Annotated in this window: 12 protein-coding genes and 1 riboswitch; of the genes, 8 read left to right on the forward strand and 4 right to left on the reverse strand. The window is 69.4% G+C overall.

What is annotated here, in order from left to right; genetic code table 11:
• Positions 1–152: 152 nt before the first annotated feature.
• A riboswitch (SAM riboswitch) is annotated at positions 153–315 on the forward strand.
• A gap of 11 nt (positions 316–326) precedes the next feature.
• Positions 327–1,604 carry a threonine synthase gene (gene thrC / locus Aco04nite_RS01705; RefSeq protein ID WP_212995418.1) on the forward strand — a complete coding sequence of 426 codons (1,278 nt, stop codon included), beginning with the start codon at positions 327–329 and terminating at the stop codon, positions 1,602–1,604.
• Between the two features lie 265 nt (positions 1,605–1,869).
• The gene (locus Aco04nite_RS01710; RefSeq protein ID WP_212995419.1) at positions 1,870–2,838 is read left to right on the forward strand and encodes a GNAT family N-acetyltransferase; all 969 of its coding nucleotides are present in this window, start codon (positions 1,870–1,872) and stop codon (positions 2,836–2,838) included.
• Here the strand turns inward: Aco04nite_RS01710 and Aco04nite_RS01715 are convergent.
• The 3 genes from Aco04nite_RS01715 to Aco04nite_RS01725 all read right to left on the reverse strand — a co-directional run bounded on the left by Aco04nite_RS01715 (position 2,777) and on the right by Aco04nite_RS01725 (position 7,506).
• Positions 2,777–3,232, reverse strand: a complete 456-nt coding sequence (locus Aco04nite_RS01715; RefSeq protein WP_212995420.1) for a hypothetical protein — start codon at positions 3,230–3,232, stop codon at positions 2,777–2,779. The two genes, Aco04nite_RS01710 and Aco04nite_RS01715, sit on opposite strands and share 62 nt — an antisense overlap.
• 37 nt (positions 3,233–3,269) lie before the next feature.
• The gene (locus Aco04nite_RS01720) at positions 3,270–3,791 is read right to left on the reverse strand and encodes a GNAT family N-acetyltransferase (protein WP_212995421.1); all 522 of its coding nucleotides are present in this window, start codon (positions 3,789–3,791) and stop codon (positions 3,270–3,272) included.
• Positions 3,792–3,861: 70 nt separating this feature from the next.
• A complete protein-coding gene (locus tag Aco04nite_RS01725) occupies positions 3,862–7,506 on the reverse strand; it encodes a bifunctional glycosyltransferase/CDP-glycerol:glycerophosphate glycerophosphotransferase (RefSeq protein ID WP_212995422.1) in 3,645 nt (1,214 codons plus the stop codon).
• A gap of 671 nt (positions 7,507–8,177) precedes the next feature.
• On the opposite strand from Aco04nite_RS01725, the gene groL reads away from it, so the two are divergent.
• Together groL and Aco04nite_RS01735 are read left to right on the forward strand one after the other, a co-directional pair.
• Positions 8,178–9,800, forward strand: a complete 1,623-nt coding sequence (groL, locus tag Aco04nite_RS01730) for a chaperonin GroEL (RefSeq protein ID WP_203838044.1) — start codon at positions 8,178–8,180, stop codon at positions 9,798–9,800.
• Positions 9,801–9,888: 88 nt separating this feature from the next.
• A complete protein-coding gene (locus tag Aco04nite_RS01735) occupies positions 9,889–11,190 on the forward strand; it encodes a serine hydrolase domain-containing protein (RefSeq protein WP_212995423.1) in 1,302 nt (433 codons plus the stop codon).
• Positions 11,191–11,207: 17 nt separating this feature from the next.
• Here the strand turns inward: Aco04nite_RS01735 and Aco04nite_RS01740 are convergent, their stop codons facing one another.
• Entirely contained in the window at positions 11,208–12,461 is a 1,254-nt protein-coding gene (locus Aco04nite_RS01740; protein WP_212995424.1) for a Gfo/Idh/MocA family protein, read from the reverse strand.
• Positions 12,462–12,534: 73 nt separating this feature from the next.
• Here Aco04nite_RS01740 and Aco04nite_RS01745 point away from each other — a divergent pair, with 73 nt between their 5' ends.
• The 4 genes from Aco04nite_RS01745 (at position 12,535) to Aco04nite_RS01760 (ending at position 16,765) form a co-directional block, all read left to right on the forward strand.
• Positions 12,535–13,674: an ROK family transcriptional regulator gene (locus Aco04nite_RS01745; protein WP_212995425.1), complete on the forward strand. Its 1,140-nt coding sequence runs from the start codon at positions 12,535–12,537 to the stop codon at positions 13,672–13,674.
• A 130-nt stretch (positions 13,675–13,804) separates the two neighbouring features.
• Positions 13,805–15,055, forward strand: a complete 1,251-nt coding sequence (locus tag Aco04nite_RS01750) for an ABC transporter substrate-binding protein (RefSeq protein ID WP_244875675.1) — start codon at positions 13,805–13,807, stop codon at positions 15,053–15,055.
• Between the two features lie 2 nt (positions 15,056–15,057).
• Positions 15,058–15,954 carry a carbohydrate ABC transporter permease gene (locus tag Aco04nite_RS01755; RefSeq protein ID WP_203838051.1) on the forward strand — a complete coding sequence of 299 codons (897 nt, stop codon included), beginning with the start codon at positions 15,058–15,060 and terminating at the stop codon, positions 15,952–15,954.
• On the forward strand, positions 15,947–16,765 hold the full coding sequence (locus Aco04nite_RS01760) for a carbohydrate ABC transporter permease (protein ID WP_212995428.1): 819 nt from the start codon (positions 15,947–15,949) through the stop codon (positions 16,763–16,765). Before Aco04nite_RS01755 ends, Aco04nite_RS01760 begins: the two co-directional genes overlap by 8 nt.
• The last annotated feature ends 2 nt before the right edge of the window (positions 16,766–16,767 follow it).

Below are 16,767 nucleotides of genomic sequence, written 5' to 3' on the forward strand. Positions count from 1 at the left end.
GTCTGGGAGCGTTTCCAACCTAAGAATCAGCTGTGAATCCATAGATGGCTATCGATTAGCTGTCCTTACGGAAGGAGAGGACTCGCTCACACCTCGGGACGGCAGGGTTGGCTTCCCGGTGCTTGCACGTAAGGTGGAGGAAACAACTGAATACCTCATCCAGAGGGGCTGAGGGATACGGCCCGATGACGCCCCGGCAACCACCGTGTCCGCACTCTGCTCGTCACTGACGACGAGCAATCAAAGAGTGCGGCGTGCGGCAGGTGCTAATTCCGTCCCGTTTCGCGGAGATTCCGCGTCCGGGGAAGATGAGAAGGAGCCTCGTCATGACGGCCGTTGCCGCCCCCACCACGTCCACAAGCCCCGCCCGTGCCCTGGTTTGCCGCGGTTGCGGGACCGAATTTCCCCTCGCCGCGCAGCACGCGTGTTACGAGTGTTTCGGCCCGCTGGAAGTCGCGTACGACCAGGCCGCCCTCGCCACGGTGACCCGTGAGCAGATCGAGGCCGGCCCGGACAACATCTGGCGTTACGCCGCCCTGCTGCCCGCCGGTCAGGACCCCGCCACCCGGGTCACCCTCGACCCCGGCATGACCCCGCTGGTCAGCGCCCCGGCCCTCGCCGCCGAGATCGGGCTGCGCGCCCCGCTGTGGGTCAAGGACGACTCCGCCAACCCGACCCACTCGTTCAAGGACCGGGTCGTCTCGGTGGCTCTCACGGCCGCCCGCGAGCTCGGCTTCACCCGGTTCGCCTGCGCCTCCACCGGCAATCTGGCCAACTCGGTCGCCGCGCACGCCGCGCGGGCCGGCGTGCCCTCGATCACCTTCATCCCGAGCGACCTCGAGGCAGGCAAGATCATCACCACCGCTGTGTACGGCGGGGAGCTGGTCGCCATCGAAGGCTCGTACGACGACGTGAACCGGCTCTGCGGCGAGCTCGTGGAGACCGACGAGTTCGAGGACACCGCGTTCGTCAACGTCAACGTGCGCCCGTTCTACGCCGAGGGCTCCAAGACCCTGGGCTACGAGGTCGCGGAGCAGCTCGGCTGGCGCATCCCGGCCCAGGTCGTCATCCCGATGGCCTCCGGCGAGCTGCTCACGAAGATTGACAAGGCGTTCAGCGAGCTGATCGAGATCGGCCTCGTCGAGGCCCCCGAGGGCGGCTGGACGGTCTTCGGCGCACAGTCCGCGGGCTGCAACCCGATCGCGACCGCGCTGCACAACGACACCGACACGATCATCCCCGTCAAGCCGACCGGCATCGCGAAGTCGCTGAACATCGGCGACCCGGCCGCCGGGGCGTACGCCATCGAGGCCGTCAAGCGCACCGGCGGATGGATGGACTACGCCGACGACGACGAGATCCGTGAGGGCATCCGGCTGCTGGCCCGCACCACCGGCGTCTTCGCCGAGACCGCGGGCGGCACCACGGTCGCCGTGCTCAAGAAGCTGGTCGAGAGCGGCAAGCTCGACCCCGAGAAGGAGACCGTCGTCTACAACACCGGCGAGGGCCTGAAGACCATCGACGCGATCGCCGGCCTCGTCGGACCGACCCACACGATCAAGCCCTCGCTGCGCGGTGCACGCGAGGCCGGCCTGCTGGGTTAACCGTCCGTAGTGGTCGTCCTGCCCACCGTGGAGAAATAACCCCGGCGAGGTCTTGCGCGGGGGTTCCAGGGTCGGCAGGATGCTCTACGCGGGAGGGCGCGACGCCGTACGAGGCCCCACCTTATGAGCTTGGTGACAATCTCCTAGGGGCCCAACGACCCGGTGCCGGAGGCATCGTGCGCGCGCCCTCTCGACCAAAAACCCTTGCGGCCTCACGGCCGAAAACCAGTCGTGCTCCGGACGCGGACCGAGGACCATCCGCCGGATGGACATCTCCGCTCTGAGCACCGCCGACGAGGAAGCTGTCTACCTCGTCGCCAAGGCCTCCGCCGAGGCCGACACCCCGGACGTCCCGCCCTGGTCGAGGGCCGCGTTCCTGGCCCGGATCCATGACCCGTGGCCCGGCCACAACTTCGAGTTCCACGTGGCCCACGACGACGACGGCCAGGTGGCCGGCTACGTCGAGCTCGGCCTGCCCCAGCTCGACAACCTCAGCAACGTCAACCTCCAGGTGACGGTCCACCCCGACCGGCGACGCAAGGGCATCGGCCGGGCGCTGTACACCCTCGCGGTGGAGCGGGCCCGCGCCCTCGGCCGCAGCCACCTCATCGGCCCGACCGTCGACCGGCGCCCGGACGGTCCGGCGTTCGCCACCGCGATGGGTGCCAAGGCCGGGCTGGCCGAGCTGCGCAGCCGCCTCGACGTCGCGGACTTCGACGCCCTGAACCTCGACGTGCCGATCGCGGACGGTTACCGGCTCGTCCAGTGGACCGATCACGCACCCGACGACCTGATCGACGATGTGGCCCTGCTGGACAGCAGCCTCATGACGGAGGCGCCCAGCGGCGACCTCAACTGGGAGGCCGAGAAGATCGACGCCGCCCGGGTCCGCGAGTCCGAGGCCGCGATCATCGCGCGCAACCGCACCGGCTACAGCAGCGCCGCCGTACACATCGGGACCGGGCGCCTGATCGCCTGGACCCAGATCACCTGCCCGAACGACGACCGCTGGCAGGCCTGGCAGCAGATCACCATTGTCGACCCCGCCCACCGCGGTCACGGCCTAGGCCTGACGATCAAGGTTGCCAATCTCAGGTACGCCCGGAGCACCCGCCCCGAACTCCGAGCCATCGACACCTTCAACGCCGCGGACAACGTCGCGATGCTCCGCGTCAACGAGGCGATGGGCTTCCGGCGTCGCGAGACCTGGAGCCAGTGGCAGGTGACCGTGTGAACCGCGGTCGCAGCGGCCGCTCCGCGTAACCACCCCGGGCCAGGCCCGCCCGCCGCTCGAAGACGTTGCGGGTGCCGTAGCAGCCGGTCAGCGCCCACGAATACCCGCACGCCACCCAGTAGGCGGGCCAGAAGAACGGACCGAGCAGGGCGTACTGCCGGGCGTGCGCGCGCTCATGGTCGAACAGCCCCGCGCGGTCCTCATGCAGGAGCCAATCCGCGCTGCGCCGGGTGATGATCACCGACCCGACCGTGAAACACGTGGCCGGCGGGACCCGTCGCCGATACCCCTCGGCGACGATGATGCCGTCCCGACCGCGCCGCAGCTTCGCCCCACCGAGGACCGCCACGGCGAGCCCCACCGCGGTGGTCCCGTTGACGGCGTTGCGCTTCATGAGCCGCCCGGCTTTCGCGTCACGCGCCCGGCCGTGCTCACGCGCGGCGGCGCATCTGGAGCTCCTGCAGGCCGTGCACGGCGGGGTGCGGGACGCGCACGCCGGTGTCCTCGAAGCCCAGCCGCTCATAGGCCCGGACCGCCCGGTCGTTGCCGACCACGACCTCGAGCATCAGCTCGTGCCGCCCGGCCTCCACCGACCACTGCGCGACCGCGTCGACGAGCGCGCCGAGCACACCCGAGCCGCGCCGCGCCGGGGTGATGTAGACCGCGAAGATCACCGTGGCCCGCGGGTGCTCCGGCAGCACCGTGCCGCCGGCGTGCCCGATGAGCCGCCCGCCCGCGGGATCCGCGACGAACTGGGCGAGGTGCATGCCCTGGGAAGCCTGCACGATCCGGCGCCGGTAGTCGGCGTGCGAGCGCGCCGCGGCCTGCGCCAGCGTCTCCAGGAACGCCAGGGGGCTGTCGGCGAGCATCTCCAGCCGCAGGGCGCGCATCCGTGCCGCATCCTCGGGCGTGACCCGGTGCACGGTCATCGGCGGTGCCAGAACGCTGGTCATGCTGCCTTGCCTACCCCCTGAAACAGAACGCGGCAACCCGGATAGCCGGATTGCCGCGTGCCGGAAAGGCTCAGGAGCCCAGCTCGAGCATCCGATCGACTACGCGCTTGGTCGCCGAGCCGTCGTCCAGGTCACAGAACCGGGCCTGGAACGCGGCGCGCTCGTCGGCGTACGCACCCGGGTCCACCGCGATCTCGGCGAGCGTCTTGACGACGTCCTCCGAGGTCATCAGCAGCGGGCCGGGGGCCTCACGCTCGAAGTCGAAGTAGAAACCACGCAGCTTGTCGCGGTAGTGCTCGAGGTCGTACGTGAAGAGCAGGATGGGCCGGCCGGTGTTGGCGAAGTCGAACATCACCGAGGAGTAGTCGGTGATCAGCACGTCGGTCACCGAGAGCAGGTCGGCCATGTCGGGGTACGTCGAGACGTCGATCACGAAGCCGGAGCCGTCGTCCGGGATGGGGTCGACGACGTTGGGGTGCCGGCGGACCAGCAGCACGTGGTCGTCGCCGAGCATCCGGCGGGCGGCGGCGAGGTCGAGCTGCATCGACATCTTGTAGCGGCCCTGACCGTAGAACTCGTCGTCGCGCCAGGTCGGGGCGTACAGGATGACGCGCTTGCCCGCGGGGAGGCCGATGCGCTTGCCGATGGCCGCCGTGGCGACCGGGTCGTTGTGGAACAGCACGTCGTTACGCGGGTAGCCGGACTCCAGCATCTCCCCGCCGTAGCGGAACGCCCGCTGCAGGATCGGGGTGCTGAAGCGGTTGGGTGAGACGAGGAACGTCCAGTTGGGCGTCTCCTTCTCGACCCGCTGCAGGTAGTTGCGGTCCGCGTGGCGGATGTCGGTGACGTCGAACCCGATCCGCTTCAGCGGGGTGCCGTGCCAGGTCTGCACCACGATCTGGCCGGGGCGGCGCTCGAACCAGTCCGGCAGGTGGGAGTTGGTGACGATGTAACGGCTGGTGGCGAGCGCGTCGTACCACTCGGTGCCGCCGAGACGGGCGGTCGACAGCGTCTCCGGCGTGGCGGCCTGGCCGTCGCGGACCGTCAGATACTGCGCCTCCAGGGGAAGCCCGCGGCGGACGAGCTCCTCGTGCATCGCCTTGGGGCTGTCGGAATACTGCCGGCCACCGAAGCTCTCGAACAGCACCGCGTCGCGCAGCGGACTGCGCCGCAGGGTCGCGATGCGCTTCTGCCGCAGCTGGGTGCGGGCATACGCCCCGCGCTCCTCGACCTGCAGCACCGAACCGGCCCGCAGCGCCACGAAGTCGCCCTCGGACAGCTCCAGCGTGAACTCGCGGTGCTCGTCGGGGGAGTAGGCCGGGCAGATCGCGCGGACGGCGTTGGCCACGACGAGGTTGGTGACCTCGTAGGAGCCGCCGGCCCGATGGCTGACAAGCAGGTCCCAGAGGCCGGGGCGCAGCTCGACGGCGTCGCCCCAGGACGGCACCCGGCTCGGGTTGATCTTCGCGGTCCACCGGTTGCCGTCGATCGCGACGTCGAGCGAGCGCTCCTCGGCCGCACCGCGCATCCGCAGCTTGATCTCGGGGGCCCCGTCGACCGGCCGGAAGTCACCGGTCAGCGTCAGCGTGCCGTCGGCGGACCACGCGGCCGTGTCGGCCACCGGACCCTGCGCGCGGGCGCAGAGCCAGAGGAAGCCCGCAGCCGTACGCCGGATGAAGATGTGCCGGTCGTAGATCTCCGAGCGGGCGGTGTCGAGCTCGTCGCTGAGCAGGTGCACGGACTGCTTGCCGCCGCTTGCGAACGTCATCTGGATGCGCCAGCGGTCCATCGGGCCGCCCGGCGGGGGCATGACCGGGGGACCGGCGTGCTCGAACAGCTCGTTGAGACGCACCACCGCGCGGAACGGGGTGGCGCCGTTCTTCGTCGTGCCGAACTCGACCGCCGCGGTCGTCTCCGCCACGTCGGTGACCCGGCACAGGCGCAGCTTGCCGCCGCTCGGCGGGGCACCGATCACGAGACCGTCGATGACCATCGTTTCGTTCTCGAACGTGATGGCCGTGGCCTTGGCGGTGACCTTGTCGACGCGCAGCAGGATGTGGGAGCCGTCGGCCACCGGCGTCAGCTGGGTGGTGGCGTCGATGTACTGCGGGACGAGGTTCAGCCGGGTCGGGTGCGCACCCAGCTTCAGCCGGCCCTTGCGCAGCTTGGTGCCGGCGATGATGCCGACCGCGATCTGCCAGCGGCCCTCTTCCCAGCCGCCGCCGGACTGCAGCTGCGCCGGGTCGATGGTGACCTCGAAGCCGGACCAGTCGTAGGACTTGTCCGGGTGGGTGGAGGTCGCGGTCGCCTCGGGGTCGCGGCGCGGGCTGGCCGGCAGCGTGAGCGTGCGCCCGGACTTGCGCTCGCGCAGCCGGACGATGCGCGCCGACGTCCAGCGCGAGTTGGCGGCGGTGCCGTCGATGTAGGCATAGGCCTGGATGACGAGCTTGCCGTCACGCCAGAACACGTTGGTGACCCGGCTGCGGACAGCGGGCTTGCCCATGTCGTAGAGATCGCGCGGGACACCGGCCGACGGGTCGTCCAGGAACGGCAGGTCGGCGAAGCGGCGGCTGCCTTCGTTCTTGGTCTCGATCGGCATGCCGGGGCGGCTCGCGAGCAGGACCTCGATGACTTCCGCGAGCTTGCCCGCGCGGATGAGCGACCAGCAGACCGCGAACTTCGGCGGCAGGCTCTCGATCGTGCCGGGACGAACCCGGGCAAGGAAGAGGTTGACCTCGCGCATGAACTTCGCCTGGAACTCCGGGTCGGCGTCGGGCAGCGCGCCCAGCACGATCGCGAAGTCGTCGACCAGCACGTTCGAGTCGTAGGCCTGCTTGACCTCGCCCTGGTGGTGCTCGCCGAGGAAGCGGCTGACCCGGTCGACCGCGCGCAGCCGGTCGGCGGTGGTCTCCCAGTCGGTGCGGCGCTGCGTGATCGACTTCTCGCCGCTCTCGCGCTTGCGCCAGTAGTAGACCGGCACGTTGACGACGTCGACGGCGGTGGCCATGGCGTGCGCGGTCAGCGCGACCGGCACGTCCTCGAAGACGACGCCCTCGGGGAAGGTCAGGCCGTGCTCGTCCCAGAACTTGCGGCGGTAGACCTTGTTCCAGACCGTGCGGTCCTTGAGCAGGGTGAGCCGCTGGCTGACATGGGTACGCAGCACGGTCCTGCCGAAGATCGGGGTGTGCATGTGCGAGGCGTTCGCACCCCGGGACGTCAGGGACCGGACCGCGCCGCAGGCGAAGTCGGAGCCGCTGTGCTCCAGGGTGGTCATCATCATCTCGTACGCATACGGCGGAACCACGTCGTCGCCGTCGGCGAAGGTGAGAAACGTCCCCTGGGCGATGGCGATGCCCACGTTGCGTGCCTTGCCGGGGCCGGCCTCGCTCTGGTGCACGGCCTTGAACCGGGGGTCCTTCGCGGCCCACTCGTCGACGATCGCACCGGTGCCGTCGACCGAGCCGTCGTCGACCACCACGACCTCGAGGTTGTGGTAGGTCTGCGCGGCGATCGAAGCGAGGCACTCATCGAGATAGGCGTCGATGTCGTGAGCCGGCACCACGACGCTGAGCAGGGGCTTGGCGCCGGTGCTCGGGGACTGTGGCGACTCGGCGACCGAGTCGGTGACGCTGGGTGATCGCTGTGCCGGAATCCGCTTGCTGTCCGGCTCCCGTAGGTGGGCGCTCTTGCCGGCGCCGACGATACGGTTGTCCACTCCGCTCACTCCTCAATCCGGGCATAACCGGATCGCCCTCCCCAGACCATCGGGGTGTCCGTAGTCCCGCGGCATGCCAGCCGCACCCGCACCGTACAGGCAACGTCAACTTGCCGCCCACTCCGCGTCAACCTGCGGCAATGCGAAATTTAGCATTGATCTGCCCGGATTGAAACGGGCAAAAAACGTATTACGGAACACGCGCCGAGGTATGGACCGGTTGCATTACGGCTCACCGGCCGATCGGTCCATCCCTGAATGGGGTGACCGCCGTCACGACTGCCGGCGCCGTTGATCCCCGGGCCGGGAATTGTTCACGCATCGTGATCAAGAAGGTGGGCCTTCAGTCCGGCCAAGGGCAGCGGTGGGGCGGTCGGATCGGGGTTGCGCGGGCCCCCTGGACATGACCGTTGTCCTTGCACTCGCCCTGGCAGAGTGCTAAACAGGTCATTGGCACTCGCGATGCGTGAGTGCCAATCAGGTCGGGACGGTGGGGTCCCTGGCCGCGGTGCCGCCATCGGCGCCGGGGTGCGGGACCGGTCGTCGCGGGCTTATCCGGCTCGACCTGAGGACGTCGCATCGCCAGGTGGCGACGTCCAAAGCGTTCCGCAACCAGCGGAGAGCGGGCCGAGGAGGCCCGGCACCGCGAATGTCCAGGAGGACACAGCCGTATGGCCAAGATCATCGCATTTGACGAGGAAGCTCGTCGCGGCCTCGAGAGTGGTATGAACCAGCTCGCCGACGCCGTCAAGGTGACGCTCGGTCCCAAGGGCCGCAACGTCGTCCTCGAAAAGAAGTGGGGCGCTCCCACCATCACCAACGATGGTGTGTCGATCGCCAAGGAGATCGAGCTCGAGGGCACCTTCGAGAAGATCGGCGCCGAGCTGGTCAAGGAGGTCGCCAAGAAGACCGACGACGTGGCCGGCGACGGCACGACGACGGCGACCGTCCTGGCCCAGGCGCTGGTCCGCGAGGGTCTGCGCAACGTCGCCGCGGGTGCGAACCCGATGGCCCTCAAGCGGGGCATCGAGGCTGCTGTCTCTGCCGTGTCCGAGGCCCTGTCGGCGCTTGCCAAGGATGTGGAGACCAAGGAGCAGATCGCCTCCACCGCCTCCATCTCCGCCGGTGACTCCACGGTCGGCGAGATCATCGCCGAGGCGATGGACAAGGTCGGCAAGGAAGGCGTCATCACCGTCGAGGAGAGCAACACCTTCGGTCTCGAGCTCGAGCTCACCGAGGGCATGCGCTTCGACAAGGGTTACGTCTCGGCCTACTTCATGACCGACGCTGAGCGCATGGAGGCCGTCTTCGACGACCCCTACATCCTCATCGCCAACAGCAAGATCTCCGCGGTCAAGGACCTGCTCCCCGTCCTGGAGAAGGTCATGCAGGGCGGCAAGCCCCTCGTGATCATCGCCGAGGACGTCGAGGGCGAGGCCCTGGCCACCCTGGTCGTCAACAAGGTCCGTGGCACCTTCAAGTCCGTCGCCGTCAAGGCCCCGGGCTTCGGTGACCGCCGCAAGGCCATGCTGGACGACATCGCCATCCTCACCGGTGGCACGGTCATCAGCGAGGAAGTCGGCCTCAAGCTCGACACCGCCGACCTGAGCCTGCTCGGCTCGGCTCGCAAGATCGTCATCACCAAGGACGAGACCACCATCGTCGACGGTGCCGGCAACGCCGAGCAGATCCAGGGCCGGGTCAACCAGATCCGCGCCGAGATCGAGAAGTCGGACTCCGACTACGACCGCGAGAAGCTGCAGGAGCGCCTGGCCAAGCTGGCCGGCGGCGTTGCGGTCATCAAGGTCGGCGCGGCCACCGAGGTCGAGCTCAAGGAGCGCAAGCACCGCATCGAGGACGCCGTTCGCAACGCGAAGGCAGCCGTCGAAGAGGGCATCGTCCCCGGCGGTGGCGTGGCGCTGGTCCAGGCCGGCAAGACCGCGTTCGACAAGCTCGACCTGGTGGGCGACGAGGCCACCGGTGCGAACATCGTCAAGGTCGCCCTCGACGCCCCGCTGCGTCAGATCGCCGTCAACGCCGGCCTCGAAGGCGGTGTCGTGGTCGAGAAGGTGCGCAACCTCGAGCCGGGCTACGGCCTGAACGCCGCCAACGGCGAGTACGTCGACCTCCTGGCCGCGGGCATCATCGACCCGGCCAAGGTCACGCGCTCGGCGCTGCAGAACGCCGCCTCCATCGCGGCGCTCTTCCTCACCACCGAGGCCGTCGTGGCCGACAAGCCGGAGAAGAACCCGGCCCCGGCCGGCGCCCCCGGCGGCGGGGACATGGACTTCTGAGTCCAGCCCCACCCTGCACCACCAGTTCCACCGACGCGGGCCGTCCCTCCGGGGGCGGCCCGCGCTGCGTTGCGGGAAACTCGACGGCATGGCAGACGACGAATGGGAACGGGTGCTGGACCAGCTCGACCGGCAGGTGACGTCCGGGCGGCTCTCACCGGACGTGGCGACGCTGGCCGAGCTGATGGCAGGCTACCGGGTGCCGGGTGTCAGCATCGCTGTCGGAGACGTGACCGGGAGGGTCTGGGCGGCGGGGTACGGCAGCACGGGTGCTGAGGCGCCGGTGACCGCGGACACAGCGTTCCCGGCCTGCTCGATCAGCAAGCATGTGACGGCGTTCGGCGCGCTGCGACTGGCCGACAGCGGTGTGCTGGAGCTGGATGCCGATGTCGCCGAGTACCTGGCCTCGTGGCAACTGCGCGGCGTGACGGTGCGACAGCTTCTGGCGCACACCGCTGGGCTGTCCGACACCTGGTACCGCGGCTATGCCCAGGACTGCGATGCGCCGTCGCTGCTGCAGGTCCTGGAGGGCAGCGGTCCGGCGAGCACTCCGCCGGTGCGGCCGGCGCTGTTACCGGGGAGCCGGTTCCGATACTCGGGCAGCCACTACTCCGTCCTGCAGCAGGTGATGGTGGACGCGACCGGGTCCTCGTTCGACGAGCTCATGCGCACCCTCGTGCTGGAGCCGGTGGCGATGGCCGGCAGCAGCTTCGACCAGCGATTCCCGCACCGGCATCCGGTGGCCCGGGGGCATCACGGCGGCGGCGCCACGATCGCCGGCGGGTGGCGGACGCAGCCGGAGCTGGCCGCGGCCGGACTGTGGAGCACCCCCACCGACCTGCTGCTGCTCGAGCTCGAGATCGCGCGGGCGGTCGCGGGCGACTCGAAGCTGCTCAGCCACGATCTGGCCACCCAGATGGTGACGCAGCAGGTGCCCGGCGGCTTCGGACTCGGCACGGAGGTCGACGACAGCGCCGGGCGCAGGCGGTTCGGGCACACCGGGCAGAACGTCGGCTACACCTGCTTCTCGTTCGCGTGGCCCGACCGCGGCACCGCCGTCGCTGCCATGACGAACTCCGAGGACGGATGGGAGGTGCTGGCCAGCATCCGTGCCGCTGCCGACCGCCTGTACGCCACCGCCGTCCCGGCCGCGCCGCTGAGTGACGTGACGGGCCGCTACGTGCTGCGCGACGACTACCCGATCGACATCGCGGTGGTCGGCGAACGGCTGACCTTCTCCGCCGCCGGTCAGCCCCCGGTGGTGCTGGTGGCGCACCCGGAGGGTCACCACGTGCACCCGGGGCTCGACCTGGAGATCCGGTTCCTGCCGACCGGCGTGGAGCTGCGCCAGGAAGGACGATCGCAGACCGCGGCCCGGTCAGGGGGTTAGGCGGACGACAGCGCCGGTCAGGGGGTCAGGCGGACGACCGTGCCGGTCAGGCGGGCCTGCTCCGCGGCCCAGACGACGCGGTGGGTGGCGAGGCTCTGGGTGGCGTCCGAGGAGAGCAGGGCCGGGTCGTTGGAGGCCACCGCAGCCAGGAACGCCTCGACCAGGGCCTCGTCGCCGCCACCGTGACCGTCGCCGGCGTCCGGGCCGCTCACACCCTGGGCGGTGAGGGTCTCCTCCGCGCCGGTGCGGAAGTTGACGTAGCGGACCGAGTGGCCGTCACCGTCGAGGTAACCGTGGGTGCCCATCAGCCGGGTGCGGCGGTGTTCCATCGGGGTGAAGGCGCTCATCGTGAAGGAGCAGGTCGCGCCGTCCTCGAACTCCATGTTCACCACCTGGTGGTCGACCACGTCGTTGTCGCTGGCGTAGACGCAGCGGCCGTAGGGGCCCGTTCGCAGCGCGGCGCGGACGGCGGGCTCGGTGAACTCCGCGGTGATCGCGCCGAGCGGCCAGAAGTGCTGTTCCTCGTCGGCGAGGGCGTCGAGGTAGAACTTCTCCGCGTCGTAGGGGCAGGTCTGCTTCAGGGGGCAGTCCAGGCAGCGGTCCGCGGCTCCCGGCGGGCGTTCCGAGGCCCGGAAGTGGGTGAGGCTGCCGAAGGAGCTGACCCGCTGCGGGGTACGGCCGAAGAGGTGGACCAGCCAGTCGATGTCGTGGCAGCTCTTGGTGAGCAGCATCGGGCCCGAGGTGACGGAGCTGTTCCAGTTGCCGCGCACGAACGAGTGGGCGTGGTGCCACCAGCCGACCGGTTCGAGGTGCTGGACGCTCACCAGGCGCCCGATGCGGCCCTCGTCGAGCAGGCCCTTGAGCATCTGCGTGTACGGCGTGTACCGCAGGACGTGACAGACCGCGAAGATCACTTTGTTGCGGAGGGCCGCGTCGGCGATCTCGGTGGCCTCGGCGTCGGTCGGTGCCATCGGTTTTTCGAGCAGGATGTGATAGCCGAGGTCGGCGTACGCCACCGCCGGGCCGACGTGCATGCGGTCCTGGGTGGCGACGATCGCGGCGTCGGCGAGGCGGGGTTCGGCGGCGAGGTCGCGCCAGTCCGCGTACACGTGCTCGGGGGCTATGCCGAACTCGGCCGCGATGCTCTCCCGGCGGTGCCGGTCGGGTTCGGCGACCGCGACGACCCGGGCGTGACCCGAGGCCACGGCGTGCCGGGCATACGCCTGACCCCGGAGACCGGCCCCGGCGAGAGCTAGAGTCACTGCGGACATGGAGCCTCCGGGCTTCATTATGATGGAGACCATCATTAAAGGCGACTGACGGCTGAAGTCAAGGGGGACGGCGTTGACCGCGGAGACCACGGGTGGCGATCTCTCCCGGCTACGTCACCTCAACGCGCTCACCGCGATCCGGGTGCTGCGTGCCGATGAGGCCGGGTTCACACTGACCGAGCTGGCCCGGCGCACGGGGTTGTCCCGGGCCTCGACCGAGGACGTGGTGCGGGATCTGACGGAGCGCGGCTGGGTCGCGGAGGCGGAGAAGACCGCGGGCGGGGTGGGCCGGCCGGCGCGGCGTTACCGCTTCCGGGCGGACGCCGGGCACCTGCTCGGCGTCGACATCGGTCGGCACCGGGTGCTCGCCCTGCTCACCGATCTGGACGGCAAGGTGCTGCACAGCCACCGGGTCGAGGCCGCCCCCGGGCTGGGCCGGATCGAGCGGCTGGCCGCGACCGACGACGCCGTGCGCGGGGTGCTGCGTGCGGGCGCTCTGAGCGGCGACCGGCTGTGGGCCAGCGGGGTGGCGACCACCGGCCTGGTCGACGGCACCGGCAAGGTGATGCTCTCCGAGGCGCTGCACGAGTGGACCGGCGTGGACCTCGCCGCGCACCTGGGCCGGCTGGTCACGGGCCCGGTCCTGGTCGAGAACGACAGCAAGCTGGCCGCGCTCGCGGAGAGCTGGCAGGGCGTCGCCCGGCACTCCCGGGACGTGGTGTTCATCCTCTCGGGCGTGGCCACGGGTGCCGGTCTGATCATCGACGGCAAGCTGCACCGGGGCTTCGGCAACGCGGCCGGCGAGATCGGCGCGCTGCCCGCGGTGGGCTGGACGAGAGCGCCCGAGCACCTGCGCGACTGGCCGGGCGAGGGCGACATCTTCGCGGCCGCCCGAGATGGTGACCGGCGCGCGGTTGCGGCGATCAAGCGTTACGTGAAGGACCTGGCGGTCGGCGTCTCGGCGCTGGTCCTGACCCTGGACCCGGAGCTGGTGGTCGTCGGCGGCGGGTTCGCCGGCTCGGCCGACCTGCTGATCGGCCCGCTCCGCGCCGAGCTGGACCGCTGGTGCATCCGGACGCCGGAGATCCGCGTCTCGACCCTGGCCGACCGGGGGGTGGCGCTCGGCGCCGTGAAACTGGCCGCGGATCACGTCGGCACGGTCCTGGCGTCCGGCTCCGGGCTGACCTCGATCGACCAATTCGCCCGGGCCTGAGGGGGTCGCCGGCCAAAGGTTGACAAAGTCGTAACCAAGTGCGGTCTTGATTTAATTTTCAGGGTTCCCATGATAATTCCCCATAGCGCTGGGCCGCCGGGCCGCGGCGGAGTCTGAGGGGACCATGCGGATGCGCGGGACAACGAGAATCGGAACGGCACTGCTGGGGGTCGTGGCCCTGGCGCTGACCGCCGCCTGTTCGGGCGGCGGGGACGATGAGTCGGGCAACGAGAAGGTCACGCTGTCCTACGCGGTCTGGGACCAGAACCAGAAGCCCGCGATGGAGTCGCTCGCCGCGGAGTTCACCAAGACCCACCCGAACATCGCCATCGACGTCCAGCTGACCCCGTGGGAGGGCTACTGGACCAAGCTCAAGGCGGCGGCCACCGGCGGCGCGGCCCCGGACGTCTTCTGGATGAACGGGCCCAACTTCCAGCTGTACGCGTCCAACGGCGTGATCAGCCCCAACCCCGAGCAGGTCGACACGAGCGTCTACCCGAAGGCGCTCGCGGATCTCTACACGTTCGAGGGCAAGAGCTACGGGCTGCCGAAGGACATGGACACCGTCGGGGTCTGGTACAACAAGACGCTCTTCGACGCTGCCAAGGTGGCGTACCCGAAGGATGACTGGACCTGGGCCGACTTCCAGGCAGCGGCCGCCAAGCTGACCGACCCCGCCAAGGGCGTCTTCGGCACGGCGGCGCCGCTGAGCAGCTTCCAGGAGTACCAGTACGACACGATCGCGCAGGCCGGCGGTTACGTGATCTCCCCGGACGGCAAGACCTCCGGGTACGCCGACCCGAAGACCATCGCCGGGCTGAAGTTCTGGACCGATCTCATCGCCGGCAAGCAGTCGCCGGACCTGAAGACGATGACCGACACCACGCCGATCCAGCTCTTCGAGGCCGGAAAGGTCGCGATGTACTGGGGCGGTTCGTGGAACGTCTCCGAGTTCAGCGGCAACGACTACACGAAGGGCAAGATCGACGTCGCGCCGCTGCCCAGGGGCGAGAAGCAGGCGACGATCATCCACGGTGTCTCCAACCAGGTCGGCGGCAAGTCCGAGCACTCGAAGCAGGCGTGGGAGTTCGTGAAGTTCCTCGGGTCGCAGCCGGCCGCCGAGATCCTCGGGAAGACGGGGCCCATCCCCGCGTACAACGGCACCCAGACGGCCTGGGTCGCCGCGCACCCGGAGCTGAAGCTGCAGACCTTCCTCGACGAGGTCGCCTATGCGGTTCCCTACCCGGTCTCGAAGAACACCGCGGCGTGGAACGAGGCCGAGCTCACCCACCTGACCAAGGCGTGGAGCGGCGAGCAGCCGGTCGACGCGGCGGCCACCGCGCTGGCCGCCGACATGAACGCGCTGCTGGCCAAGGAATGAAGATGCAGAGGCATCGCGTGACCGAGGCGCTGTGGGGGTACGCGTTCATCGCCCCCACGGCCCTCGGGCTGGCCGTCTTCTACCTCTGGCCGGTGCTGCAGACGGCGTACTACTCGTTCACCGAATGGGGCGCGTTCGGCGGGCACACCTGGACGGGCACCGACAACTACGTGCGCCTGATCCACGATCCCGAGGTCGGCCGCGCCCTGGTCAACACGTTCGCGTACACGTTCCTGGGCCTGCTCTCGATCCCGCTCGCGATCGTCTTCGCCGCCCTGCTGAACCGCAAGATGCGCGGTGTCGGCATCTACCGGACCTTCTTCTTCCTGCCCGTGGTGACCATGCCGGTCGCCGTGGCGATGGTCTGGCGCTGGCTCTACAACGGTGACTACGGCCTGATCAACTACGTGTTGTCGCTGGTCGGCATCGACGGTCCGAACTGGATCGCCGACCCGGACACCGCGCTCTACGCGCTGGTGGTCATCGGGGTGTGGACCAGCGTCGGCTACAACCTGATCATCTTCCTGGCGGGCATGCAGGCGATCCCGGCCGATTACTACGAGGCCGCCGAGCTGGACGGCGCCGGGCCGCTGCGGCAATTCCTGCGGATCACGCTGCCGCTGCTCTCACCCACCGCGTTCTTCGTCTCGGTGGTGTCGGTGATCGGGTCGCTGCAGCTCTTCGACCTGGTCTTCATCATCGCCGGGTCCGGCAACGCGGCGCGGGCGAACCCCGCGTACCCGCGGCTGGAGACGGTGGTGCAGCTCTTCTACGACCGGGCCTTCGTCACCAACGACCGCGGGTACGGCGCGGCGATCGTCATCATGCTGCTGCTGATCATCACGGTGCTGACCGCGCTGCAGTTCCGGCTCCAGCGGAAGTGGGTGCACTATGCGTGAACGGGTTCCCCGGATCGTGCTGCACGGCGTACTGATCATCGCTTCGGTCCTGATGGTCCTGCCGTTCCTCTGGCAGATCATCACGTCGCTGAAGACGCTGAGCAGTGCCACCGCCGTGCCCCCGACGCTGCTTCCGGAGGGGCACTGGGCCAACTTCGGCAAGGTCTTCGACCTGCTGCCGTTCGGCACGCAGTTCCTCAACACGGCCATCACCGCGGTGGCTCGCACGGCCGGCCAGGTGCTGTTCTGCTCGATGGCGGCCTACGCGTTCGCCCGGCTGCGCTTCCCCGGCCGCAACGCGCTCTTCGCCATTTTCCTGTCCGTGCTGATGGTCCCGCCGCAGCTGTTCATCATCCCGCAGTACCAGATCATGGCCGACCTGGGCTGGCTGAACAGTCTGCCGGCGCTGATCGTGCCGGGGCTGTTCAGCGCGTTCGGCGTCTTCCTGTTGCGGCAGTTCTTCCTGGGGCTGCCCATCGAGTTGGAGGAAGCCGCCCGCATCGACGGGGCCGGGCCGTGGCGGATCTACTGGTCCATCGTGCTTCCGCTGGCCCGGCCCGGGATGGTGGCCCTGGCCGTGCTGGTGCTGCTCTGGTCCTGGAACGACCTGTTCTGGCCGCTCGTCGTCAACACCGACCCCGAGAAGATGACGCTCTCCGCGGGGCTGGCCTCGCTGCAGGGGCAGTACCAGACCGACTATCCGATCCTGATGGCCGGTTCGCTGCTGGCGTCCGTACCCGTGATCGCGGTCTTCGTGTTCCTGCAGCGCCAGTTCATCCAAGGCATCGCTCAGACCGGCATCAAGGGCTGAGC

The organism is Winogradskya consettensis, assembly GCF_018332715.1.
Lineage (GTDB): Bacteria > Actinomycetota > Actinomycetes > Mycobacteriales > Micromonosporaceae > Actinoplanes > Actinoplanes consettensis.

Excerpts from the sequence above, each read along its gene's own strand:
- thrC (WP_212995418.1), top strand. The coding sequence starts at position 327 with ATGACGGCCGTTGCCGCCCCCACCACGTCCACAAGCCCCGCCCGTGCC.
- Aco04nite_RS01710 (WP_212995419.1), top strand. The coding sequence starts at position 1,870 with ATGGACATCTCCGCTCTGAGCACCGCCGACGAGGAAGCTGTCTACCTC.
- Aco04nite_RS01715 (WP_212995420.1), bottom strand. The coding sequence starts at position 3,232 with ATGAAGCGCAACGCCGTCAACGGGACCACCGCGGTGGGGCTCGCCGTG.
- Aco04nite_RS01720 (WP_212995421.1), bottom strand. The coding sequence starts at position 3,791 with ATGACCAGCGTTCTGGCACCGCCGATGACCGTGCACCGGGTCACGCCC.
- groL (WP_203838044.1), top strand. The coding sequence starts at position 8,178 with ATGGCCAAGATCATCGCATTTGACGAGGAAGCTCGTCGCGGCCTCGAG.
- Aco04nite_RS01735 (WP_212995423.1), top strand. The coding sequence starts at position 9,889 with ATGGCAGACGACGAATGGGAACGGGTGCTGGACCAGCTCGACCGGCAG.
- Aco04nite_RS01740 (WP_212995424.1), bottom strand. The coding sequence starts at position 12,461 with ATGTCCGCAGTGACTCTAGCTCTCGCCGGGGCCGGTCTCCGGGGTCAG.
- Aco04nite_RS01750 (WP_244875675.1), top strand. The coding sequence starts at position 13,805 with ATGCGCGGGACAACGAGAATCGGAACGGCACTGCTGGGGGTCGTGGCC.
- Aco04nite_RS01755 (WP_203838051.1), top strand. The coding sequence starts at position 15,058 with ATGCAGAGGCATCGCGTGACCGAGGCGCTGTGGGGGTACGCGTTCATC.
- Aco04nite_RS01760 (WP_212995428.1), top strand. The coding sequence starts at position 15,947 with ATGCGTGAACGGGTTCCCCGGATCGTGCTGCACGGCGTACTGATCATC.